20 protein-coding genes are annotated in these 23,547 nt (G+C 72.7%); 12 read left to right on the forward strand and 8 right to left on the reverse strand.

Annotated elements, in window-relative coordinates; all coding sequences use genetic code 11:
• The first annotated feature begins 2 nt into the window (after positions 1-2).
• The 7 genes from RF647_RS07375 to nrdR all read left to right on the forward strand — a co-directional run bounded on the left by RF647_RS07375 (position 3) and on the right by nrdR (position 8,556).
• A complete protein-coding gene (locus RF647_RS07375; protein WP_017833679.1) occupies positions 3-293 on the forward strand; it encodes a YggT family protein in 291 nt (96 codons plus the stop codon).
• Between the two features lie 169 nt (positions 294-462).
• The gene (locus tag RF647_RS07380; RefSeq protein WP_368811183.1) at positions 463-1,188 is read left to right on the forward strand and encodes a DivIVA domain-containing protein; all 726 of its coding nucleotides are present in this window, start codon (positions 463-465) and stop codon (positions 1,186-1,188) included.
• 203 nt (positions 1,189-1,391) lie between these two features.
• Positions 1,392-1,982, forward strand: a complete 591-nt coding sequence (gene lspA, locus RF647_RS07385) for a signal peptidase II (protein ID WP_017833677.1) — start codon at positions 1,392-1,394, stop codon at positions 1,980-1,982.
• Entirely contained in the window at positions 1,975-2,925 is a 951-nt protein-coding gene (locus RF647_RS07390) for an RluA family pseudouridine synthase (RefSeq protein ID WP_368811184.1), read from the forward strand. Before lspA ends, RF647_RS07390 begins: the two co-directional genes overlap by 8 nt.
• A 91-nt stretch (positions 2,926-3,016) precedes the next feature.
• Positions 3,017-6,565 carry a DNA polymerase III subunit alpha gene (gene dnaE / locus RF647_RS07395; protein WP_017833675.1) on the forward strand — a complete coding sequence of 1,183 codons (3,549 nt, stop codon included), beginning with the start codon at positions 3,017-3,019 and terminating at the stop codon, positions 6,563-6,565.
• 58 nt (positions 6,566-6,623) lie between these two features.
• Positions 6,624-7,979, forward strand: a complete 1,356-nt coding sequence (gene hisD, locus RF647_RS07400) for a histidinol dehydrogenase (RefSeq protein ID WP_368811185.1) — start codon at positions 6,624-6,626, stop codon at positions 7,977-7,979.
• Positions 7,980-7,986: 7 nt separating this feature from the next.
• A complete protein-coding gene (gene nrdR, locus RF647_RS07405; protein ID WP_368811186.1) occupies positions 7,987-8,556 on the forward strand; it encodes a transcriptional regulator NrdR in 570 nt (189 codons plus the stop codon).
• Between the two features lie 236 nt (positions 8,557-8,792).
• On the opposite strand, the gene ppgK is transcribed toward nrdR, so the two are convergent.
• Positions 8,793-9,605 carry a polyphosphate--glucose phosphotransferase gene (ppgK, locus tag RF647_RS07410; RefSeq protein ID WP_017834143.1) on the reverse strand — a complete coding sequence of 271 codons (813 nt, stop codon included), beginning with the start codon at positions 9,603-9,605 and terminating at the stop codon, positions 8,793-8,795.
• Between the two features lie 58 nt (positions 9,606-9,663).
• A complete protein-coding gene (map, locus tag RF647_RS07415; protein WP_368811187.1) occupies positions 9,664-10,563 on the reverse strand; it encodes a type I methionyl aminopeptidase in 900 nt (299 codons plus the stop codon).
• A 131-nt stretch (positions 10,564-10,694) separates the two neighbouring features.
• Here map and RF647_RS07420 point away from each other — a divergent pair, with 131 nt between their 5' ends.
• The gene (locus RF647_RS07420; RefSeq protein WP_017834145.1) at positions 10,695-10,871 is read left to right on the forward strand and encodes an SPOR domain-containing protein; all 177 of its coding nucleotides are present in this window, start codon (positions 10,695-10,697) and stop codon (positions 10,869-10,871) included.
• A gap of 64 nt (positions 10,872-10,935) precedes the next feature.
• On the opposite strand, the gene panB is transcribed toward RF647_RS07420, so the two are convergent.
• A complete protein-coding gene (gene panB, locus RF647_RS07425) occupies positions 10,936-11,772 on the reverse strand; it encodes a 3-methyl-2-oxobutanoate hydroxymethyltransferase (protein ID WP_133411694.1) in 837 nt (278 codons plus the stop codon).
• 138 nt (positions 11,773-11,910) lie between these two features.
• On the opposite strand from panB, the gene glnA (RF647_RS07430) reads away from it, so the two are divergent.
• Both glnA (RF647_RS07430) and RF647_RS07435 read left to right on the forward strand, forming a co-directional pair.
• A complete protein-coding gene (gene glnA / locus RF647_RS07430) occupies positions 11,911-13,251 on the forward strand; it encodes a type I glutamate--ammonia ligase (protein ID WP_017834147.1) in 1,341 nt (446 codons plus the stop codon).
• A gap of 18 nt (positions 13,252-13,269) precedes the next feature.
• A complete protein-coding gene (locus tag RF647_RS07435; protein WP_368811188.1) occupies positions 13,270-16,335 on the forward strand; it encodes a bifunctional [glutamine synthetase] adenylyltransferase/[glutamine synthetase]-adenylyl-L-tyrosine phosphorylase in 3,066 nt (1,021 codons plus the stop codon).
• Positions 16,336-16,446: 111 nt separating this feature from the next.
• On the opposite strand, the gene glnA (RF647_RS07440) is transcribed toward RF647_RS07435, so the two are convergent.
• Positions 16,447-17,871: a type I glutamate--ammonia ligase gene (gene glnA / locus RF647_RS07440; protein WP_368796346.1), complete on the reverse strand. Its 1,425-nt coding sequence runs from the start codon at positions 17,869-17,871 to the stop codon at positions 16,447-16,449.
• Positions 17,872-18,067: 196 nt separating this feature from the next.
• Here glnA (RF647_RS07440) and RF647_RS07445 point away from each other — a divergent pair, with 196 nt between their 5' ends.
• Complete coding sequence (locus tag RF647_RS07445; protein WP_368811189.1) at positions 18,068-18,514, forward strand: RDD family protein; 447 nt, start codon at positions 18,068-18,070, stop codon at positions 18,512-18,514.
• A 106-nt stretch (positions 18,515-18,620) separates the two neighbouring features.
• On the opposite strand, the gene RF647_RS07450 is transcribed toward RF647_RS07445, so the two are convergent.
• The 3 genes from RF647_RS07450 to lipB all read right to left on the reverse strand — a co-directional run bounded on the left by RF647_RS07450 (position 18,621) and on the right by lipB (position 21,325).
• Positions 18,621-19,418 (reverse strand): DUF4191 domain-containing protein, encoded by a 798-nt coding sequence (locus RF647_RS07450; RefSeq protein ID WP_368811190.1) that lies wholly within the window; start codon positions 19,416-19,418, stop codon positions 18,621-18,623.
• A 127-nt stretch (positions 19,419-19,545) separates the two neighbouring features.
• Positions 19,546-20,553, reverse strand: coding sequence for a lipoyl synthase (gene lipA, locus RF647_RS07455; RefSeq protein ID WP_017834152.1), 1,008 nt, complete (start codon positions 20,551-20,553; stop codon positions 19,546-19,548).
• Positions 20,554-20,623: 70 nt separating this feature from the next.
• On the reverse strand, positions 20,624-21,325 hold the full coding sequence (gene lipB, locus RF647_RS07460; RefSeq protein WP_368811191.1) for a lipoyl(octanoyl) transferase LipB: 702 nt from the start codon (positions 21,323-21,325) through the stop codon (positions 20,624-20,626).
• A 269-nt stretch (positions 21,326-21,594) separates the two neighbouring features.
• Here lipB and RF647_RS07465 point away from each other — a divergent pair, with 269 nt between their 5' ends.
• Entirely contained in the window at positions 21,595-23,076 is a 1,482-nt protein-coding gene (locus RF647_RS07465) for a hypothetical protein (protein WP_368811192.1), read from the forward strand.
• 49 nt (positions 23,077-23,125) lie between these two features.
• Here RF647_RS07465 and RF647_RS07470 read toward each other — a convergent pair whose 3' ends face one another.
• Positions 23,126-23,473, reverse strand: coding sequence for a hypothetical protein (locus RF647_RS07470; RefSeq protein WP_017834155.1), 348 nt, complete (start codon positions 23,471-23,473; stop codon positions 23,126-23,128).
• Between the last annotated feature and the right edge of the window lie 74 nt (positions 23,474-23,547).

Genomic DNA, 23,547 nt, shown 5'->3' on the forward strand with positions numbered 1-23,547 from the left:
CGATGGACCTGTTGCTCTCCGTGCTGTACCTGGCACTGCACCTCGTGTACGTCGCGCTGCTCGCGCGCCTCGTGCTCGACTGGGTGCAGATGTTCGCCCGCAACTGGCGGCCCCGCGGAGCCGCCCTCGTCGGAGCCTCCGCCGTGTACACCGTCACCGACCCGCCGATGCGGTGGCTCCGGCGGATCGTGCCGCCCCTGCGCTTCGGCGGGGTGTCGCTGGACCTCGGGTTCCTCATCCTCATCTTCGCCGTCAGCATCGTCCAGGGCATCATCGGCTCGATGCTGGTCTGACGCAGTGCTGGTCTGATCCCGTGCCGGTCCGACCCGGCCCGCCGGAGACCGGCCTGTACGCTGTAACCGCACGACCACCGGGCGCCGGCCACCGCGCCGCCCCGGCCCCGGTCGGACGGATCCCCCGCCGCGGGCCGCGCCCGCGCTCCGCCCACGAAGGAATGCACCCATGGCTCTGACGCCCGAAGACGTCATCAACAAGCGGTTCCAGCCCACCAAGTTCCGGGAGGGCTACGACCAGGACGAGGTCGACGACTTCCTCGACGAGATCGTCGTGGAGCTGCGCCGCCTGAACCAGGAGAACAGCGACCTCAAGCAGCAGCTCGAGGCCGCCGGGCAGCCCGTCGCTCCCAAGGACTCCGCGCCGTCGCCCGTCTCCGAGCCCGGCCTCCCGGTCGCCGAGGACACCGCCGGGGACACCGTCGAGGCGCCCGCCCCGGTCACCGGCGGTGCGCCGCAGGAGGCGGTGGAGCGGACCTCGCCCGCCGCGGCCGGCACCGGAGCCGGCGAGACCGTCCCCGCGGAGACCGCGCCCACCTCCGGCGCGGCGCAGTCCGCGGCCGGCGTCCTGGCGATGGCCCAGAAGCTGCACGACGAGTACGTCGCCGAGGGCACCGCCGAGCGGGACCGGATCGTCGGCGAGGCCCGCGAGCGGGCCGAGGAGCTCGTCACGGACGCCCAGCGCACGCGCGAGGAGACCCTCACGGCCCTCCAGGATGAGCAGGCCGAGCTGCAGGCCCGCGTTTCGGGGCTGCGCGCCTTCGAGCAGGACTACCGCACCAACCTCAAGGCGTACATCCAGGACCAGCTGCAGGACCTGGACACCACCCCGTCCCTCGAGCCCGCACCGGCCGCGGACAGCCCCGCCGGCCCGGTCCGGTCCGAGCAGGCCTAGCCGCCGCGCCGCGACGCGCACCCCGCGGAGGGACCGGCCACGTGCCGGTCCCTCCGTCGTCGCCCGCCCCGGGCCGCCCCTGGAGGGGCGCTCCCGGGGCGGATGGCTCCCGGGCGGACGTGGCACCATGGAACGGGACCGACGTCCCCGCCGCCCCGCCACCCGGGGCGGGCCCGATCCCCGCCCCGCCACCCGAGGAGAGCATGAGCGAGTCCCCCGAAGTCCCCGCCGGAGCACCCGACCGCCGGACCCCGCGGGGCGTCCTCCTCCTCGCCGCTGCCGCCGCGCTGCTGGTGTACGCCGCGGACCAGCTCACCAAGTGGTGGGTCGTCGCGACCATGGAGCTCGGCCAGCGGACGCCGGTGGTCGAGGGACTGCTGTGGTGGCAGTTCATCCGCAACCCCGGTGCCGCGTTCTCCCTGGGGGAGAACATCACCTGGGTCTTCACCCTGGTGATGGTGGTCGTCTCCGTCCTCATCGTGCTCACCCTCCGCCGCGTCCGCTCGGCCGCGTGGGCCCTGGCCCTGGGGCTCGTCCTCGGCGGCGCCCTCGGCAACCTGACCGACCGGCTCCTGCGGGAGCCCGGCTCCGGCATGGGCCACGTGGTGGACTTCATCGCCGTGCCGCGCTTCGCGATCTTCAACATCGCCGACTGCGGAGTGGTCGTGGGGGTCTCCCTCGTGGTGCTCCTGACGCTGCTCGGCCGGGAGCTCGACGGCACCCGCACGGGCGCGGGCGCCCCGGACGCGCAGCGGGTCGAGGCCTCGCCGGAGGAGGAGGGCACCCGTGGCTGAGCCCGAGGAGCACGTGCAGGAGCGCTTCACCGTGCCGCCCGAGCTCGAGGGCCAGCGCGCGGACGCCGCCGTGGCCGCCCTCACCGGGCTCTCCCGCTCCGCGGCCGCCGTGCTCTGCGCCGAGGGTCGCGTGCTGCACCGCGACCGGCCCGTCGCCAAGTCCTTCCGGGTCGAGGCCTCGCAGACCCTCACCGTGCACGTGCCCGTCCCCGGGGACCCGGCACGGATCGTGCCCCAGCTGGTCGAGGACTTCCGCGTGGTGCACCTGGACGACGACATCGTGGTGATCGACAAGCCACCCGGCGTCGCCGCGCACCCCTCGCCGGGCTGGAAGGGACCGACCGTCGTAGGGGCCCTGGCGGGCGCGGGCGTCACCGTGAGCACCTCCGGCGCCCCCGAACGGGCCGGTGTGGTGCACCGGCTCGACGTCGGCACGTCCGGGCTGATGGTCGTGGCCCGCACCGAGCGCGCGTACACCGCGCTCAAGCGAGCCTTCAAGGACCGGACGGTCACGAAGGTCTACCACACGGTGGTGCAGGGCCTCCCGGACCCGCTGCGCGGGACGATCGACGCGCCGATCGGGCGCCACCCCGGCTACGACTGGCGCTTCGCCGTGGTCGACGGCGGCCGCGCGTCGATCACCCACTACGAGGTCCTGGAGGCCTTCGGCCGGGCGGCGCTCGTCGAGGTGCACCTGGAGACCGGCCGCACCCACCAGATCCGCGTGCACTTCTCCGCGCTGCGCCACCCGTGCTGCGGGGACCTCACCTACGGCGCGGACCCCGCGCTGTCGGCCGGCCTCGGGCTCACCCGGCAGTGGCTGCACGCCAAGCGCCTGGGCTTCGAGCACCCCGGCACGGGGGAGCCCGTCGAGTACGAGAGCCCGTACCCGCCGGACCTCTCCTTCGCCCTCGAGACGCTGCGCGACGGCGGTCCCACCTGACCCGGCGGAGCGGCCCCGGCCGGGGGAGCCGGCCGCCGCGGGACGGCCCCGGCGGGGCGGAGCGGTCGGTGCGGACCACTACACTGGTCGGGTGACGACGGCGACCGGCAAGAACAGCTTCACCCACCTCCACGTGCACACCGAGTACTCCATGCTCGACGGTGCGGCACGCCTCGACGACCTCTTCGAGGCCTGCCACGAACTGGGGATGTCCTCCCTGGCGACGACCGACCACGGCTTCGTCTTCGGGGCCTTCGACTTCTGGAACAAGGCCCGCAACGCGGGGATCAAGCCCATCATCGGCGTGGAGGCCTACCTGACGCCGGGCACCGCCCGCTCCGACCGCACCCGCGTGAAGTTCGCCGACGGCGGCCGGGACGACGTCTCGGGCGGCGGCGCCTACACGCACATGACGCTACTCGCGGAGACCACCCAGGGCATGCAGAACCTGTTCCGCGCCTCGTCCCTAGCGTCCCTGGAGGGCCAGCTGTACAAGCCGCGCATGGACCGCGAGCTGCTGAACACCTACGGCAAGGGCCTCATCGCGACCACCGGCTGCCCCTCCGGGGAGGTGCAGACCCGCCTTCGCCTGGGCCAGTACCAGGAGGCGCGGCAGGCCGCGGCGGAGTTCCGCGACATCTTCGGCGCCGAGAACTACTACTGCGAGCTCATGGACCACGGCCTGGGGATCGAGAAGCGGGTCACCGGCGACCTGCTCAAGCTCGCCAAGGACCTGCAGCTTCCGCTCGTGGCCACCAACGACCTGCACTACACCCACGCCGAGGACGCGAAGTCCCACGCCGCCCTGCTGTGCGTGCAGTCCGGCTCGACGCTGGCGGACCCGAAGCGGTTCAAGTTCGACGCCGACGAGTTCTACCTGAAGTCCCCGGCGGAGATGCGGGAGCTGTTCCGGGACTTCCCCGAGGCGTGCGACAACACCCTGGAGATCGCGGAGCGGTGCAACGTCGAGTTCGACACCTCCGCGAACTACATGCCCCGCTTCCCGACCCCCGAGGGCCACGACGAGGAGTCCTGGTTCGTCGAGGAGGTGCAGCGGGGCCTGCACCACCGCTTCCCCGGCGGGATCCCCGAGGACGTCCAGCGGCAGGCGGACTACGAGAAGGGCATCATTCTGCAGATGGGCTTCCCCGGGTACTTCCTGGTGGTGGCCGACTTCATCAACTGGGCCAAGAACAACGGGATCCGGGTGGGTCCGGGCCGCGGCTCCGGGGCCGGCTCGATGGTCGCGTACGCCATGCGCATCACCGAGCTGAACCCGCTGGAGCACGGCCTGATCTTCGAGCGCTTCCTCAACCCGGACCGCGTCTCCATGCCCGACTTTGACGTCGACTTCGACGACCGCCGCCGCTCCGAGGTGATCCACTACGTCACCGAGAAGTACGGCGACGAGCGCGTGGCCATGATCGTCACCTACGGCACCATCAAGGCCAAGCAGGCGCTCAAGGACTCCTCGCGCGTGCTCGGCTACCCCTTCTCGATGGGGGAGAAGCTGACCAAGGCCATGCCGCCGGACGTCATGGGCAAGGGCATCTCCCTCAAGGACGTCTACGACGAGAGCGCCAAGCGCTACGGGGAGGCCGACGAGCTGCGCGAGATCCTCGCCCAGGACCCGGAGGCGAAGAAGATCTTCGACACCGCCGAGGGCCTCGAAGGGCTCAAGCGGCAGTGGGGGGTGCACGCGGCGGGCGTCATCATGTCCTCGGACCCGCTGATCGACATCATCCCGATCATGCGCCGCGAGCAGGACGGGCAGGTCATCACCCAGTTCGACTACCCCACCTCCGAGGGGCTCGGGCTGATCAAGATGGACTTCCTGGGGCTGCGCAACCTCACGATCATCTCCGACGCGATCGAGAACATCACGCTGAACCAGGACGGGTTCGTCCTCGACCTCGAGAACCTCCTGCTCGACGACGCCGAGTCCTACGAGCTGCTGGCCCGCGGCGACACCCTCGGGGTGTTCCAGCTCGACGGCGGGCCCATGCGCCAGCTGCTCAAGCTCATGCGCCCCGACAACTTCGAGGACATCTCCGCGGTCATCGCGCTGTACCGTCCGGGGCCCATGGGCGCGAACTCGCACACGAACTACGCGCTGCGCAAGACCGGCCAGCAGGAGATCACCCCGATCCACCCCGAGCTCGAGGAGCCGCTCGCGGAGATCCTCAACACGACCTACGGCCTGATCGTCTACCAGGAACAGGTCATGGCGATCGCCCAGAAGGTCGCGGGCTTCACGCTCGGCCAGGCGGACATCCTCCGCCGCGCCATGGGCAAGAAGAAGAAGTCGGAGCTGGACAAGCAGTACGAGGGCTTCCACGGCGGCATGGTGGAGCGCGGCTACTCCGAGGCCGCGATCAAGGCCCTGTGGGACATCCTCCTGCCCTTCTCCGACTACGCGTTCAACAAGGCCCACTCCGCCGCCTACGGTCTCGTCTCCTACTGGACGGCGTACCTCAAGGCGCACTACCCGGCCGAGTACATGGCCGCGCTGCTCACCTCGGTGGGCGACGACAAGGACAAGCTCGCCCTGTACCTCACCGAGTGCCGCCGGATGGGCATCACCGTGCTGCCCCCGGACGTCAACGAGTCCGCGCTGAACTTCACCCCGGTGGGCACCGACATCCGCTTCGGGATGGGCGCGGTGCGCAACGTGGGCGCCAACGTGGTCAGCGCGATGGTCGAGGCCCGGGAGGAGCACGGCGCCTTCACCTCCTTCAACGACTTCCTCGCGAAGGTCCCCGCCGTGGTGTGCAACAAGCGCACCATCGAGTCCCTGGTCAAGGCGGGCGCCTTCGACCGGCTGGGCCACACCCGGCGCGGACTCGTGCTCTGCCACGAGGAGGCCGTGGACGCCACGGTCGCCGTCAAGCGCCAGGAGGCGGCCGGGCAGTTCGACCTCTTCGGGGGCATGGGGCTGGACGACGAGGACCCCTCGACGTCGCTGACCGTCGCGGTGCCGGACGTGCCCGAGTGGGAGCGCAAGGACCTGCTGGCCTTCGAGCGCGAGATGCTCGGCCTGTACGTCTCCGACCACCCGCTGCGCGGCCTCGACGAGGCGCTCGGGCAGTACGCCGACACCTCGATCCAGCCGCTGCTCGGCGAGGACGGCCGGCCCGACGGCGCCGTGGTGACCGTGGCGGGCATGATCACGTCCCTGTCCCGCCGGATCGCCAAGACCTCGGGCAACGCCTACGCGCGGGTGGAGCTCGAGGACCGGACGGGCTCGATCGAGATCATGTTCTTCGGCAAGGCCTACGCCCCCATCGCGGGCGTGCTCGCGGAGGATCTCATCTGCGTGATCAAGGGCCGGCTGCAGCGCCGGGACGACGGGTCGGTGACGATCTCCGCGCAGGAGCTCACCGTGCCGGAGCTCTCGGCGGACGGGCACAGCGGCCCCGTGCTGATCGCCCTGCCCGAGTTCCGCGCCACGGAGGAGACGGTCAAGGAGATCGGCGCGGTGCTGCGCAACCACCGCGGGGACTCCGAGGTGCGCATCCACCTCGAGACCCGCCAGAAGGTGCAGGTCCTGCGCCTGGGCCCCGATCTGCGGGTGAATCCCTCACCGGCGCTGTTCGGGGACCTCAAGGTGCTGCTCGGCCCGACCTGCCTGGAGGTGTAGCCCACCGGGCGGCGGAGTGCAAGGCCCGGCACCCGGCCGGGCGCCGCGGTGGAATACCATGGAGAGCGTGACTACTGCTGAGACGACCACGACTCCCGTCCTGCGAACGATCGACCTGCGCGGCCGGCACCTGTCCTGGTCCGATCTGCGGGCGGCCGTGCCCCGGCAGAGCTCCACGTCGCTCGCCTCGGCGCAGCAGGCCGTGGAGGAGATCATCGCCGCGGTCCGGACCGAGGGCGCCGTCGCCCTGCGCCGCTACGCGCAGCGCTTCGACGGCGTGGCCCAGGACCGGCTGCGTGTCGACCCGGCGGAGATCCGGCGGGCCGTCGACGGGCTGGACCCGGCCGTGCGCCGGGGCCTGGAGACCGCCATCGAGCGGACCCGGGCCTTCGCGCAGGCGCAGCGCCCGGCCGACGCCCGCGTCGAGGTCGCGCCCGGCGCCGTGCTCGTGCACCGGTGGACGCCCCTGCGCCGGGCGGGGCTCTACGTGCCCGGCGGGCTGGCCGTCTACCCCTCGTCCGTGGTCATGAACGTCGTCCCGGCCCAGGCGGCCGGGGTCGGGTCCGTGGTGCTGTGCAGCCCGCCGCAGAAGGAGTTCGGGGGCCTGCCGCACCCCACGATCCTCGCGGCCGCGGGGCTGCTCGGGGTGGACGAGGTCTGGGCCATCGGCGGCGCCCAGTCGCTGGCAGCCATGGCCCACGGGGTCACGGACGGCGACGACGTCCTCGAGCCGGTCGACACCGTGACCGGTCCGGGCAACGTCTACGTCGCCACGGCCAAGCGCCTGCTCCGCTCCGTGGTCGGCGTGGACGCCGAGGCGGGGACCACCGAGATCGCCGTGCTGGCCGACGACACCGCCGTGCCGGCCTACGTGGCCGCCGACCTGATCTCCCAGGCCGAGCACGACCCCGCCGCCGGCGCGGTGCTGATCACCCACTCGCCCGGGCTCGCCGAGCGGGTCGCCGCGGAGCTCGCCGTCCAGGTCCCCGAGGCGAAGCACGGGGAACGGATCACCACCGCCCTGTCCGGGCCGCAGTCCGGGATCGTGCTCACCGACGACCTCGACTCCTCGATCGCCGTGGCCGACGCCTACGCCGCCGAGCACCTCGAGATCCACACCGCCGACCCGCAGGAGGTCGCCGCCCGGGTGCGCAACGCGGGGGCGATCTTCCTGGGGCCCTACAGCCCCGTCCCGCTCGGCGACTACGCGGCGGGCTCGAACCACGTGCTGCCGACGGGCGGGACGGCGGTGCACGCCCAGGGCCTGTCCACCAGCGCCTTCATGAAGGCCGTGCAGATCGTCGAGTACACCCAGGACGCGCTCGCCGTGATCGGGGAGGACATCGTGGCCGTCGCGCGCTCCGAGGACCTGCCCGCGCACGGCCGGGCCATCACGATCCGCACCGGGAGCTGATCCGACCGTGCACTGCCCGTTCTGCCGTCACACCGACTCCCGCGTCGTCGACAGCCGCACCACGGACGACGGGACGGCGATCCGCCGCCGCCGCCAGTGCTCCGAGTGCGGCCGGCGCTTCACCACGCTCGAGACCACGACCATCTCGGTCATCAAGCGCTCGGGCGTCACCGAGTCCTTCGACCGGCAAAAGATCGTCAACGGGGTGCGCAAGGCCTGCCAGGGACGGCCGGTGAGCGAGGACGACCTCGCGATGCTCGCCCAGGAGGTCGAGGAGACGATCCGGGCGCTGGGCGCCGCGGAGATCGAGGCGCACGAGGTGGGGCTGGCGATCCTGGCCCCGCTCCGCCGGCTGGACGTCGTGGCGTACCTGCGCTTCGCCAGCGTCTACCAGGCCTTCGACGGCCTGGGGGACTTCGAGGAGGCGATCGACCTCCTGCGCCGGCAGCAGGCCGAGCAGACCGGGCAGCAGACCATCCCCGCCACCGTGGAGCCCATCAGCGCCGCCCGGAAGCGCACCGGCCGGCGGCCGCGGGGCAAGGGCCTCGAGGGCGTGTCCCAGCCGAGGCTGCTCTGACGACCCGCCCGTGCGGTGCACCGGCTCCGGCCCCCACGTCCCGGCGTGTCCCTTGCCGCAGGCCCCAGGAGGACCGTAGAGTGGGGTCCACAACAAGCTCCCGCCGGGGGCTGCGGAGGGGAAGCCGCGGCCCCCGGCGGGTTTTTTCTGCCCCCGGCCGGATCGTTCCCGCCCGGTCACGACGACGCCCGGTCACCTCCTCGCGGAGGTGACCGGGCGTCGTCGTCGGACCGGGCTCAGCTCTCGGGCGCGTGCGGGATGCCGGCCCACAGGGCGGCGCCCACGATGCCGGCGTTGTTCCGGAGCTCGGCGACCTTCACGGGCGTGCGCAGCTCGATGAAGGGGAGGAACTTCTCCGCCTTCTTCGACACCCCGCCGCCGACCACGAACAGGTTGGGCGAGAACAGGAACTCCACGTGGCTGAAATAGCGCTGCAGGCGGGTGGTCGCCCACTTCTTCCACGGCATGTCCTCGCGCTCGCGCGCGGCGGCGGACGCCTTCGTCTCGGCGTCGTGGCCGTCGATCTCCAGGTGCCCCAGCTCGGCGTTCGGGACGAGCTTGCCGTTGAGGATCAGGGCGGAGCCGATCCCGGTGCCCAGGGTGATCACGATGACCAGGCCCTTGACGCCCCGTCCGGCGCCGTAGACGGCCTCGGCCAGCCCCGCGGCGTCGGCGTCGTTGAGGGCTTCGACCGGACGGCCGAGCCGTTCGGTCATGAGGCCGTCGACGTCCGTGCCGATCCAGGACTTGTCGATGTTCGCCGCGGACAGGGCCACGCCCTCCTTGATGATCGCCGGGAAGACGATGCCCACGGGCGAGTCGGGGGCGGGAGCCTCGGGACGGGACTGCAGCTCCGCGACGATCTGCTGCATCACCTCCGCGACCTTCTCGGGAGTGGCCGGCCGGGGCGTGGCGATCCGGAAGCGCTCGCCGACGAGCTCCCCCGTGTCGAGGTCCACGATCCCGCCCTTGGTCCCGGTGCCGCCGAAGTCGATGCCGATGACGCGGCGGTTCGGGACGGCGGCGACGTCGCGGTCTGGTGTGGTCATGGGGCGGTCCTCTCGTGGGGCCGTGGTCGGATGATCAGTGGGCAGTCTACGGCAGGGCCTACGGGAGGGTGAGGACGTCCACCCCGTCCTCGGTGACGGCCATGGTGTGCTCGAACTGCGCGCTGCGCCGCCGGTCGCGCGTGGTCACGGTCCAGTCGTCGTCCCACTGCTCCCACTGGATCGTGCCCAGGGTCAGCATGGGCTCGATCGTGAAGACCATGCCCGGGACCATCAGGGTGGAGTAGGACGGCGCGGCGTCGTAGTGGGGGACGATCAGCCCGGAGTGGAACTCCCGGCCCACCCCGTGGCCGGTGAAGTCCCGCACCACGCCGTAGTCGAAGCGCCGGGCGTACTTCTCGATGACGCGGCCGATGACGTTGATCTCCCGGCCCGGGCGGACGGCCTTGACGGCCCGGTTCAGGGCCTCCTCGGTGCGCTCGACCAGCAGGCGGGACTGCTCGTCGACCTCGCCCACCAGGAACATCCGGTTGGTGTCGCCGTGGAAGCCGTCCTTGTAGGCCGTGACGTCCAGGTTGATGATGTCGCCCTCCTCCAGCACCGTGGAGTCGGGGATGCCGTGGCAGATCACCTCGTTGAGGGACGTGCAGATGGACTTGGGGAAGCCCCGGTACCCCAGGCAGGAGGGGTAGGCCCCGTGGTCGCACAGGTACTCGTGGGCGATCCGGTCGAGCTCGTCCGTGGTCGTGCCCGGCACAGCGGCCCGGCCGGCCTCCTGCAGGGCGCGCGCCGCGATCCGGCCCGCCGCGCGGATGAGCTCGATCTCGTCCGGGGTGTAGACGTTGCCGCCGCGGCCCTCGTCCGGCTCCGCCCGGCCCACGTACTCGGGGCGGGGGATGGACGCGGGCACGGGCCGACCGGGGGTCACGGAGCCGGGGGCGAGGGCGCCGACGGGGGCGGTGCCGCCGGGGGCGGGAGCGGTGAAATTGTGCGTGGGCACGGGGGTCTGGACCTCCTGGGTCGGGTGGGCCGGCCCCGTCCGGGCCGGTCCGGGCCTAGGATCTACCCTAGCGCGCCGGGCACGGGGCCGGTCCGGTCACCGGGGCCCGGCGGCCACCGAGAGGAGAGGTCATGGCCGAGTACTGGTTCAACACCTACACCCACCAGGTCGAGGAGGGCCCGCAGTCGGACTACCGCAAGCTGCTCGGGCCCTACGCCACGCGCGAGGAGGCGCAAAACGCGCTGAAGCTCGCCGCGGAGCGCACCCGGCAGTGGGACGAGGAGGACCGCGCCTTCGAGGAGGGCTGATCCGCCGCGGGCGCAGTGCCCCGAGGGCCGGGGCGCCCCGGAACGGTGCGCCGGGCGCGGTGGTTCAGAAGCCGTGCTCCGGGGCCGGGAAGGCCCCCGAGCGCACGTCCTCGACGTAGCGGCCCACGGCGTCGGAGACCACCCCGTGCAGGTCCGCGTACTGCCGGACGAAGCGCGGCATCCGGCCCCGGCGCAGCCCCAGCATGTCCTGCCACACGAGCACCTGGCCCGTGGTCGCGGGCCCGGCCCCGATGCCCACGGTCGGGATCTCCAGGGCGGCGTCCACGGCCGCGGCGGCCTCCGCCGGGACCATCTCCATCACCAGGCAGAAGGCCCCGGCGGCCTCGAGGGCGCGGGCGTCCTCCACGAGCGTGCGCGCGGCGTCGCCGCGACCCTGCACCCGGTACCCGCCCAGGGCGTGCTCGCTCTGCGGGGTGAAGCCGATGTGGGCCACGACGGGCACCCCGGCCTGGACCATGGCCCGGACGTGGGGGGCGAACCACGCCCCGCCCTCGAGCTTCACCGCGTGCGCGCCGCCCTCCTTGAGGAAGCGCACCGCGGTGGCCACCGCCTGTTCGGGGGAGGCCTCGTAGGAGCCGAAGGGCAGGTCCACCACCACGAACGCGCGCTCGACGGAGCCGGACACGGCACGGCACATCGGCAGCAGCTCGTCCACGGTGACGGGCAGGGTGCTGGAGTGGCCCAGGACGTTGTTGCCCGCGGAGTCCCCGACCAGCAGTGAGTCGACGCCGGCCGCGTCGAAGATCGCCGCCGTCAGGGCGTCGTAGCACGTGAGCATCGTGAACTTCTCGTCACGGCGCTTGGCCTCGCGCAGGTGGTGCGTGCGCACCCGGCGCACGTCCAGCGCGCCCGGTGCCGGACGGGGTGTCTCCTGGGTCATGGCCCCACCCTATCGGGCGCGCCCGTCCGCGGCCGTCCGGTCCGGCGGGCGCGGCGGGGCAGGGCGTTAGAGTGGGCGGGACAGCAGGCGTGCCCGGGCGGCACAGCACTCCCGGGTAGGAAGACGAGGAAGACAACCATGGACCGTCAGCAGGAGTTCGTCCTCAGGACCATCGAGGAGCGCGACGTGCGCTTCGTGCGCATGTGGTTCACGGACGTCGTCGGGAGCCTCAAGTCGGTGGCCCTGGCCCCCGCCGAGGTCGAGGCGGCCTTCGAGGAGGGGCTCGGCTTCGACGGCTCCTCCATCGAGGGCCTGTCGCGGGTCTCCGAGGCGGACATGCTCCTGCAGCCGGACCCGTCCACGTTCCAGATCCTGCCCTGGCGCAGCGAGACGGAGCCCACCGCCCGGATGTTCTGCAACATCCTCACCCCGGACGGCGAGCCCTCCTCCTCGGACCCGCGCGGGGTGCTCAAGCGCGTCCTGGAGAAGGCCTCGGACATGGGCTTCACCTGCTACACGGCGCCGGAGATCGAGTTCTACCTGCTGAAGTCCGCGGACCTCGACGCCGAGGGCAGGCCCACGCCCGTGGACCACGAGGGGTACTTCGACCACGTGCCGGGCGGCGTGGTGCAGGACTTCCGGCGCAAGGCCGTCAACATGCTGGAGGCCGTCGGGATTTCCGTCGAGTTCTCCCACCACGAGGCCGGCCCCGGGCAGAACGAGATCGACCTGCGCTACGCCGACGCCCTGCAGACGGCCGACAACATCATGACGTTCCGCACGGTCATCAAGGAGGTCGCGCTCTCGCAGGGGCTGTACGCGACCTTCATGCCCAAGCCGTTCACCGAGCACCCCGGCTCCGGCATGCACACCCACTTCTCGCTCTTCGAGGGGGACACCAATGCCTTCTTCGAGGCCGGGTCCGAGTTCCGCCTCTCCCGCACGGCCGGGCACTTCATCGCCGGCATCCTGCGGCACGCCCCCGAGTTCACGTCGGTGACCAACCAGTTCGTCAACTCCTACAAGCGGCTGTGGGGCGGGGGAGAGGCCCCCTCCTACCAGTCCTGGGGCCACAACAACCGCTCCGCGCTCGTGCGGGTTCCCCTGTCCAAGCCGGACAAGGTGCAGGCCGCGCGCATCGAGTACCGCGGCATCGACTCCGCCACGAACCCCTACCTCTCCTACGCCGCGCTGCTGGCCGCGGGTCTGCGGGGCATCGAGAACGAGTACGAGCTCCCGCCCGTGGAGCTGGACGACGTCGCGGCGATGAGCTCCGCGGAGCGCCGCGCCCTCGGCCACAACCCGCTGCCCTCGAGCCTGTACGACGCCATCCGGGAGACCGAGGAGTCGGAGTTCATGGCCGAGCTGCTCGGGGAGCAGGTCTACGACTACTTCCTGCGCAACAAGCGTCGCGACTGGAACGACTACCGCCGGGTCGTCACGCACTTCGAGCTCAAGAACAACCTCGGCATCCTCTGACCCCGGACGGACCGTCCCATGACACACCCTCCCCAGTCCGCGGCCCCGGCGGGCACCGTCCCGTCCGGCCGTCTCATCAAGGTCGGCTTCGCGGACACGGGCAACGCCCAGCGCTGGCTCGGCTTCCCGGAGCTCGCCGAGGTCGACCTCGACCGGCTGCTGGAGGGTCTGGCCCTGGCGGCCTCGCCCGACGTCGCCCTGCGGCTCACCGTCCGGCTCCTCGAGGGCTCACCGGAGCTCGCCGAGCGGATCAACGCCGACCCGGAGGCCTCCGAGGCCATGTTCCGGCTCCTGGGCTCCTCCGAGGCGCTCGGGGAGTTCCTGCTCCGGCGCCCCGAGCACCTGGACCTGCTCGCGGAGCCCGCCGCCGCCGAGCCAGCGGAGATCCCCGGCGAGCAGTTCCGCGACGCGCTGCTGACGGCGGTCGGCGCGGACCCCACCGCGCGGACCCCGGTGGCCGCCGGGACCGGTGACGCCGCCTGCAGCGCCCTGCGCACGGCCTACCGGCGGGAGCTGACGCGCATCGCGATCCGGGACGTCGGCGCCCTCTACCCCGCCGACCACATGCCCGCGGTGGGCCGCCAGCTCGCCGACCTGGCCGCCGCGGCCCTCGAGGGGGCGCTCGCCGTCTCCCGGGCGGAGGCGGCGGGGACCTGGGCCCCCGAGACCGTCGACCGGGTGCGGCTCGCCGTGATCGGCATGGGCAAGTGCGGCGCCCGGGAGCTCAACTACATCTCCGACGTCGACGTCGTCCACGTCATGGCCGTCGAGGACCCGGACGGCGCGGAGCCCCTGGACGGAGCCGAGGCCACCGTCATCGCCACGGCCCTCGCCACGGGCACCGCCCGGGCGCTCATGGCCCGCGGCGCCGAGCCCCCGCTGTGGGAGGTGGACGCCAACCTCCGGCCCGAGGGCAAGGACGGGCCGCTGGTGCGCACCCTGGACTCGCACGTGCGCTACTACGAGCGGTGGGCCGAGTCCTGGGAGTTCCAGGCCCTGCTCAAGGCTCGGCCCGTGGCCGGGGACCCGGAGCTCGGGGCGGCCTACCGGAAGGCCATCGAGCCGTTCGTGTGGCGCAGCTCCGGGCGAGAGGGCTTCGTCGAGTCCGTGCAGGCCATGCGCCGGCGGGTCACCGACAACATCCCGGCCGCCGAGGGCGAGCGCCAGATCAAGCTGGGCCCCGGCGGGCTGCGCGACGTCGAGTTCACCGTCCAGCTCCTCCAGCTGGTGCACGGGCGCACGGACGAGCGGGTCCGGACCCAGGCCACGACCGAGTCCCTGGCGGCGCTCTCCGAGGGCGGCTACATCGGCCGCCGGGACAGCGAGCAGTTCTCCGCCCACTACCGCTGGCTGCGCCTCCTGGAGCACCGCATCCAGCTGTTCAGGCTGCGCCGCACCCACCTCATGCCGCGGGGCGAGCAGGAGCTCACGGTCATCGCCCGCTCCCTGCGCGGCGCCGCGGACACCGCCCGCCCCTCCGGCGACTCGCTGCTCGAGGAGTGGCGCAAGGTCAAGCGCAGCGTCCGGGGGATGCACGAGCGGATCTTCTACCGGCCGCTGCTGGCCGCGCTCGCCCACCTGCCCGAGACCGACACCCAGCTCTCGGCGGAGTCGGTGCGGGACCGGCTCGCCGCGCTCGGCTACCGGGACCCGAAGGCCGCCGTGCGCCACATCGAGGCGCTCACCCGCGGCGTCAGCCGGCGGGCCGAGATCCTGCGCACCCTGCTGCCCGTGCTGCTGGCCTGGCTGGCCGACGGCGTCGACGCCGACGCCGGGCTGCTGGGCTTCCGGCGGCTCTCCGAGTCCCTCGGGACCACCCCCTGGTTCCTGCGCCTGCTCCGCGACTCGAACGCCGCCGCCGAACGCCTGTGCCAGATCCTCTCCAGCTCCCGGTACGTCACCGATCTGCTGGAGAACTCCCCGGAGGCGACCGCCTGGCTCGGCCAGGACGACGAGCTGTGCCCCGTGTCCTTCGAGACGCTGTGGAGCGAGATCCGCGCCCAGATGGCCCGTCACCCCGATCCCGGGGAGGCCGTGCGGATGATCCGCCTCATCCGCCGCCGCGAGGAGCTGCGCGTCGCGCTCGCGGACACCTCCGGGCTGCTCGACGTCGAGCAGGTCGTGGCGGCGCTGTCCGACATCGACCGGGTCTGCGTCCTGGGCGCCCTGCACGTGGCCGAGCGGGAGGTCTACGACCGGGCCGGAAGGCTCGCCGACGTCCTCGTCGTCGCGATGGGCCGGCAGGGCGGGCGGGAGATCGGCTACGGGTCCGACGCCGACGTCATGTACGTCTACGCCCCGGTGGGGGACGCGGACCCCGCGGCGGCCCGGGAGCAGGCCGAGACCCTGCTGCAGCGGATGGTGCAGCTGCTCAAGGCGCCCTGCACGCCGCCCATCGTGGCGGAGCGCGTGCTGGAAATCGACAACGACCTGCGCCCCGAGGGCAAGCAGGGGCCCATGGTGCGCTCCGTCGAGTCCTACGCAGAGTACTACGCCCGGTGGGCGCAGACCTGGGAGTTCCAGGCGCTCACCCGGGCGTTGCCCCTGGCCGGCAGCGACGAGCTGGCCGACGCGTTCCGGCGGGTCGTGGACCCGCTGCGGTACCCGGTGGAGTTCACGGAGCGCCAGCTGCTGGAGATCCGGCGGATGAAGGCCCGTGTGGAGAACGAGCGGATGCCGCGCGGCGCGGACCCGGCCCGGCACCTGAAGCTGGGGCGCGGCGGGCTCTCGGACGTCGAGTGGCTCGTCCAGACGCTGCAGCTCCAGCACGGGCACCGCGTCCAGGGGCTGCGGACCACGAGCACCCTGCGGGCCCTGCACGCCGCCGAGGAGGCCGGTCTCGTGAGCGCCGAGGACGCCCTGGCCCTGTCCGCCGCGTGGCGGCTGGCCACGGCGGTGCGCAACGGCAACGTCCTGCGGACCGGGCGCCGCTCCGACGCCCTGCCCGCCAAGCGGGCCGACCTCGAGGCGGTGGCCCGCTGGTGCGGGTACCCCCACGGCGGCGCCGGGCGGCTCGAGGAGGACTACCTGCGCACCACCCGCAAGGCGCGGGCCGTGTTCGAGCGGCTCTTCTACGGCCACTGACGGCTGCCATCGACGGTGTCGTCGTCGTCGGACTGCCGGCGGCACGGGCAAGGCCCCGGACCCCCGCGAGGGGTCCGGGGCCTTCCCGGTGCGGTGGCCGATCCGTGCGGATCAGACGCCGTAGTACATCGAGAACTCCAGCGGGTGCGGGACCACGGACAGGGGCTTGAGCTCGAACTCGCGCTTGTACTCGATCCAGGACTGGATGGTGTCCTCGGTGAAGACGTCACCGGCGAGCAGGAACTCGTGGTCGGCCTCCAGGGCCAGCAGCGCCTCCTCGAGCGAGGCCGGGGCCTTCTTGATGTCCTTGGCCTCCTCGGCAGGCAGCTCGTAGAGGTCCTTGTCGATCGGGTCGGCCGGCTCGATGCGGTTGCGGATGCCGTCGAGGCCCGCCATCAGCTGGGCGGCGAACGCCAGGTACGGGTTGCACGAGGGGTCCGGGGCGCGGAACTCGAGGCGCTTGGCCTTCGGGTTGGTGCCCGTGATCGGGATGCGGATGCCGGCGGAGCGGTTGCCCTGCGAGTACACCATGTTGACCGGCGCCTCGAAGCCCTTGACCAGGCGGCGGTAGGAGTTCACCGTCGGGTTGGTGAAGGCCAGCACGGCCGAGGAGTGCTCCAGGAGGCCGCCGATGTACCAGCGGGCGATGTCGGACAGGCCCGCGTAGCCCTTCTCGTCGTAGAACAGCGGCTCGCTGCCCTTCCACAGGGACTGGTGGCAGTGCATGCCGGAGCCGTTGTCGTTGTAGACGGGCTTGGGCATGAACGTGGCCGACTTGCCGAAGGCGTCCGCGGTGTTCTTGATGACGTACTTGAACTTCTGCAGGTCGTCGGCGGCCCGGGTGAGGGTGCTGAACTTGTAGTTGATCTCGGCCTGGCCGGGACCGCCCACCTCGTGGTGGGAGCGCTCGACCTCGAGGCCCACCTCGTCCAGGGCCACGCACATCGCATCGCGCAGGTCGGCCTGCTTGTCGACCGGGGAGACCGGGAAGTAGCCGCCCTTGGTGGCGGTCTTGTTGCCCAGGTTGCCGCCCTCCTCCTTGCGCCCGGTGTTCCAGGACGCCTCGTCGGAGTCGATGGCGTAGAAGGATCCCTGCGGCTGGATGTCGTAGCGGACGTCCTCGAAGATGAAAAACTCGGCCTCGGAGGCGAAGTTGGCGACGTCCGCGATGCCGGTCGACGCCATGTATGCCTCGGCGCGCTCGGCGACGCCGCGGGGGTCGCGGTGGTAGGGCTCACCGGTGCGGGGGTTCACGATCGAGCAGGTGACCACGAGGGTCTTCTCGACGCGGAACGGGTCCACGAAGGCCGACGTCGGGTCCGGGATGAGCTGCATGTCTGACTCGGCGATGCCCTGGAAGCCCCGGATGGAGGAGCCGTCGAACAGCTGCCCGTGCTCGAAGAAGTCGTCGTCCACCGACTTGGCCGGGAGGTTGAAGTGCTGCTGCACGCCGGGCATGTCCGTGAACCGGACGTCGACGAAGACGATCTCCTCGTCCTTGATGAACGTGAGGACTTCCTCGGGTGTCTGGAACATGTGCTGTTCTCCTTGTTAGGTGGGCTGGACCGCCGTGCCGGGAATGCTCGTGCGGCGTCCGTTTCCGGGGACAACGCTACGGATCGCGCATTAAGGCTCCGTGTCCCGGGTGTTTCCTCGGTGTTACGCGGAGGACCTCCGGGGAGCCACGGTCTCCCGTCAGTCTAGGGGAGTCCCGCCCCGATACCCTGAGGGGATGATCGACAGACGTGACGTGGGCTCGTGGCTCGAGGGGCCGGGGACCGGCCGGCAGCGGTACCCGGGGCAGCGCCTCGGGCGACCGGAGCAGGGGCCGGGCTCCGTGGGACGCGTGGGGCGGCGGATCGTGGCCCTGGTGGTGGACTGGTTCCTGTGCTGGGGCCTCGCCGAGTGGCTCGTGCCCCAGTGGAACGAGCAGGGCCTGATGACCCTGGCGTTCCTGTTGGTGCTCAACGTGCTGCTGGTCGGCGCGACCGGCCACACCCCCGGGCACCTGCTCCTGGGCCTCCAGGTGCAGACGCCGGCCGGGCGGCCGGTGGGGTTCGCCCGCGCCGCGGTCCGCTCCCTCCTGCTGTGCCTCGTGATCCCGGCGGTCGTGTTCGACCCGGACCAGCGCGGCCTGCACGACCGGGCGGCTGAGACGATCCTCGTCCGCACGCGCTGAGCGCAGTGCCGGGCGCGGCACCCGTCACGACGACGACGGAGCCCCCGCCTTCCGTGGAAGGCGGGGGCTCCGTGCGTGTCGTGGTGCGTGCCGGGGGGCCGACGGCTCAGCGGCCGCGCATGGCCCTGCGGTCCGGGCGGGCGCGCATCGGGTCCACGCCCTTGGGGATCGGCAGACGGTTGCCCAGGGTGCTGATCCGCTTGTGCACGGTCTGCACCTCCTGCTGGGTGAGCTTCTTGTCGAGCTTCTTCATCCGCTTGGACAGCTCCCGCAGCGGGACCTGCCCCTCGCCCTTGCCGGTCTTGATGACGTGGATCGGCACGTTCTGGATCACGGGGCCGATCCGGCGGCGCTCCTTGGCGACGAGCTTGTCGACCCGCCCCGCGGGGCCCTCGGTCACGAGGACCACCCCGGGCCGGCCGATGGCCCGGAAGATGAGGTCGCGGGTGCGCGGGTCCATGGCGGCCGGCTGGTCCTCGACGATCCAGCCGCGGCGCAGCGCGGACAGCGCGGCGCCGGCGGCCCCGGGCTGGTCCTCGATCCGGGCGAACGCGGCGCGCTCGGCCCGCCGGGAGAGGTAGAAGGAGGCGGCCAGCAGGGCGAACGGCAGGCCGATGAGCAGCCCGGTGATCCAGTTGCCGAGGAGCACGCCGACGAGCAGGAAGACCAGCAGGACCCCGAGGCCGATCAGCAGCATCCACCAGCCGATGTTGGGCTCGACCTCGCGGGTCATCTTGAAGACCTGCTTGATTTGGCCGAGGAAGCCTGGCCCCTTGGTCGCCTTCCGCTGCTTCTTCGCCTCGCGCTTCTGCGCCCGGGTGGGCTTCCCGGACGGCTTGCCCGCCGGCTTCCCGGGGGAGGTGGATCGCGACGCGGGGCGCGACTTGGCGTGGGAAGGTGACACGGTGAGACCTCGTCCTGTGGTGCGGTGGCGGTGTTCCGGGGGGACCCGCGGCGTCAGGGCGTCAGGGCGCCCGGCCGTGGTCCGTCCTCCAGTTTAGCGGGTGGGCGGGGCCGCGCCCCGCCGGACCTCAGCGGAGTCGCTGGACGAGCGAGGAGGCCTCCTGGGAGGCGCTGCCGGTGTCCTCGATGTGCGCCAGGTGCTCCGGGATCGCCCGGCCCGACTTCTCCATGGCGCGGGCCCACAGCCGGCCGGCGCGGTAGGAGGAGCGGACCATGGGGCCGGCCATGACGCCCAGGAAGCCGATCTCCTCGGCCATCTCGGAGAGCTCCACGAACTCCTCGGGCTTGACCCACCGGTCGATCGGGTGGAACAGCGGGGAGGGGCGCAGGTACTGGGTGAGCGTGATGATGTCGCACCCGGCGTCGTTGAGGTCGCACAGCGCCTCGTAGATCTCCTGGTTCGTCTCGCCCATGCCGAGGATGAGGTTGGACTTGGTGATCATCCCGGCGTCCTTGCCCTGGGTGATGACGTCCAGGGAGCGCTCGTAGGTGAACGCGGGCCGGATCTGGCGGAAGATGCGCGGGACCGTCTCGACGTTGTGGGCGAAGACCTCCGGCGCGGCGTCGATGACCTGCTGCAGCCGGTCCGGCTTGCCCTGGAAGTCGGGAATCAGGATCTCCACACCGGTGTTCGGGTTCAGCGTGTGGATCGCGCGGATGGTCTCCGCGTACAGCCAGGCGCCGCCGTCGTCGAGGTCGTCACGGGCCACGCCCGTCACGGTCGCGTAGCGCAGGCCCAGCTCCTTGACGGACTCGGCCACCTTGCGGGGCTCGGTGACGTCCAGCAGGTCCGGCTTGCCGGTGGCGATGTCGCAGAAGTCGCAGCGGCGGGTGCACTTGGAACCGCCGATCAGGAACGTGGCCTCCCGGTCCTCCCAGCACTCGTAGATGTTGGGACAGCCCGCCTCCTCGCACACGGTGTGCAGGCCCTTGCCGCGGGCCAGCGACTTCAGCTCCTGGAACTCGGGGCCCATCCGTGCGGTGTTCTTCAGCCAGGACGGCTTCTTCTCGATCGGCGTCTCGGCGTTGCGCGCCTCGACGCGCAGCAGGCGGCGGCCCTCGGGGGCAACGGTCATGGTCGGTCTCCTTGTCGAGATGTCGACGGTGGTGCGCTCACGGTCCCGGCGGTCCCGGGGGCGGCGCGGGTCAGCTGACGGCGGTGGGCCAGGGCAGCGGACCCGGGGTCCCTGACGGGACGAACTGTTCGCACAACTCGTCCCGGCGGGCGTATATTTCCTGCTCCACGCGCGCGACCACCGTCTCCGGGGTCACGAGCCGGCCCGTCTCCTGGGAGAGGCTCGTGACGGAGGCGTCAGTGATGCCGCAGGGGATGATCTTGCCGAACGGCCGCAGGTCGTTGGAGCAGTTCAGGGCGAAGCCGTGCATGGTGGCCCGTTTGGAGACCTGCACGCCGATGGCGGCGATCTTGCGGTCCGGCCCGTGCTCGTCCGCGAGCACCCAGGCCCCGGAGCGTCCCGCCACGGTGGTGGCCTCCACCCCGAGGTCCGCGACGACGGCGATGATGATCTCCTCGAGCAGGCGCACGAAGCGCACGACGTCGATGGGCGTGGTCAGCCGGACGACGGGATAGCCCACGAGCATTCCCGGGCCGTGGTAGGTGAGCTTGCCCCCGCGTCCGATCTCCACGACCTCGGTCCCGTCGGTGGGGTGCTCGTGGGGCTCGGTGCGCCGTCCGGCCGTGTAGACCGGGGGGTGCTCCAGCAGCAGCACGGTGTTGTCCCGCTCGCCCGCGACGACCTCGCGGTGCACGTTCTTCTGCAGCTCGAGCGCCGAGCGGTAGTCGACGAGGTGCGGGTCGAAGCCGAGCCGTTCGAAGCAGATGGACATGTCCCCAGCCTATCGCGCGGCGGGGACAACGCGCGCCGGGCGGGGGCTGTGGACGGCGCCCACGGCCCGGGGCGACGGGCGGGCATGCTGGGGGCATGGAGTAGCGCCCCGCCGCGCACGGCGGCCACCACGAGCCCTCCCGGGCCCCGTCCGTCTCCGCCCGGGCGCGGCTCGCCGCGGCCGTCCGGGACGACGGTGCGGACCCCCTCCCCGGCACGCGGGCCGAGGACACGCCTCCGCGGCTCCCGCCGGAGGACGGCCTGGAGCCGGTGCGCCGCCTGGGCGGCCGATCGTGGCTGGTGCGGGAGGCCCGGTCGGGGGAGCACTTCGTCCTGCGGCCCTGCCCGGAGGAGCCCGGACCGGAGCGCGACCGGTCGAGGGCCGCGCTCCGGTCGCTCGCGGTCGCCCTGGCGGGCCGGGACGAGGCCTGTCTCGTGGCCGTGCGCGGCCTGCTGGGCCCGGCGGCGGCACCAGCCGGACTGGTCGAGGACTTCCTGCGGGGCGGCTCCCTCGCCGACCGGCTGGCCGAGCGCGGCCGGCTGGCGCCCGCCGAGGCCGCCGCGGTGCTGCGGGACGCCGCGACCGGCCTGGCCGCCTTGCACGCCCTCGGCCGGTGCCACGGGGAGCTCTCCGCCCGGCAGGTCCTGTTCCGCGGCACCGTGACCCCTCCGGAGACCCCGGCCGCGGGCCCGGCGGAGGGCACGGCGGCCGCGGACGGCGCGGGGCACGTCGCCGCGGTGCGCGCGGGCACCGCGGCGGCGAGCCCGGAGGAGGACGTCCGCGCTCTCGGGGCCCTCGGGTGGGCGGCGCTCACCGGGCGGGCCCCGGCCCGGGAGGCGCGGCGGGCGCCCCTGTCCCTGCTGTGCCCCGGCGCCCCGCCCGGCCTCGTGCGGGCGGTCGAGGCGGCCCTCGACCCCGACGCCTCGGCCCGGCCCACGGCGGCGGAACTGGCGGACCGGTTCGCGCGACCCCAGGAGCCGGACCCCGGCGGGCGTCGGGTCGCCGCCGCCCGCCCGGAGCCGGTCCGGACGGGCGGCGGTCGCCGGGCCGCGCTCGTCGGGGCGGCGGCGCTGCTGCTGGCCGCCGGGGGCGCGGTCCTGCTCCCCCTGGGCGGGGCCGACCCGTCGCCGGACCCGGCTGCCGATCCGGCGAACACGCCGGCGGCGACGACGCCCCCGGCGCGGTTCCCCTCTGCGGCGCGGTCGGGCCCGGTGGCGCCGGGGTCCGTCGTCGACCCGCCGCAGGACTCCGTCGAGGACGCGGACCCCCGGCGGGCGCTGCGAGAGCTGGTGGCGCGGCGAGGAGAGGCCCTGCGCACCGGTGACGCCCGGCTGCTGGACGAGGTGTACGCGCCCGGTGCCCGGGCCGCGGCGGCGGACCGGGACACCATCGCCCGGGCGGACGGCGGTTTTCCCGGCCTCGTCCTCGAGGCCGAGAGCGTCCGCGACGGGCCGGCGGGGTCCGCGCCGCCGGGCGGGGTCGTGCTGGTGGCCGAGGTGCGGGTGGACGGCCACCGCGGCGGGCCGGGCACGGTCCCGTCCGTGGTGCCGGCCGGGGACGGATGGGTGCAGACGGTCCTCGTCGAGCTGGTCCACGGGGAGCAGGGCTGGCGGCTGTCCGGGGTGGAACCTGCGGCGGGGGCGACGGCCCCGCCGGGAACCGGCTCGGACGGGCAGTCGCGGAACGGACAGGGGCTGGACGGGCAGGAGCCGGACGGACAGGAACCGGCACGGCAGGACCCCCGGGGCTGACGGGCAGCGCCGGGGGTCCGGTCGTCGATGGTGCGGTGGTGGGCGGGGCTCACCAGAGGGTGGCGACCGCCATGTTGATCAGCGCCAGCCCGCCCACGGCGTGGGCGAGACCGGTCGAGACCGTCTCCCCGCGCCTGGTCCTCCGCTGGCCCACGAAGGCGGCGACCGCCACGGCGAGGGCGACCAGCAGCTTCACGGCGACCTTGGCGTGGTTGACGTCAGCCTCGCCCATCTCGTAGACCGCCACGAGCAGGAGACCGGTCACCAGGCTCAGCAGCGAGGCGTGGAACTGGCCGGGGGACACCGTCGGGCGCTTCATGGTGTAGATCCAGGTGCCCACGATGATCGCGGCGCCGACGAGGTGCAGGAAGACGAGGAGTCCGGTCAGGAAGGTCATGCCGTCGAGCCTATCGGAGCGCCGCCGGCGGACGCCGAGAGGGCGTGCCCCTGTGACCAGGAACACGCCCTCTC

The sequence above is a fragment of the Kocuria sp. CPCC 205263 genome (genome assembly GCF_040981075.1).
Taxonomy (GTDB): domain Bacteria; phylum Actinomycetota; class Actinomycetes; order Actinomycetales; family Micrococcaceae; genus Kocuria; species Kocuria rosea.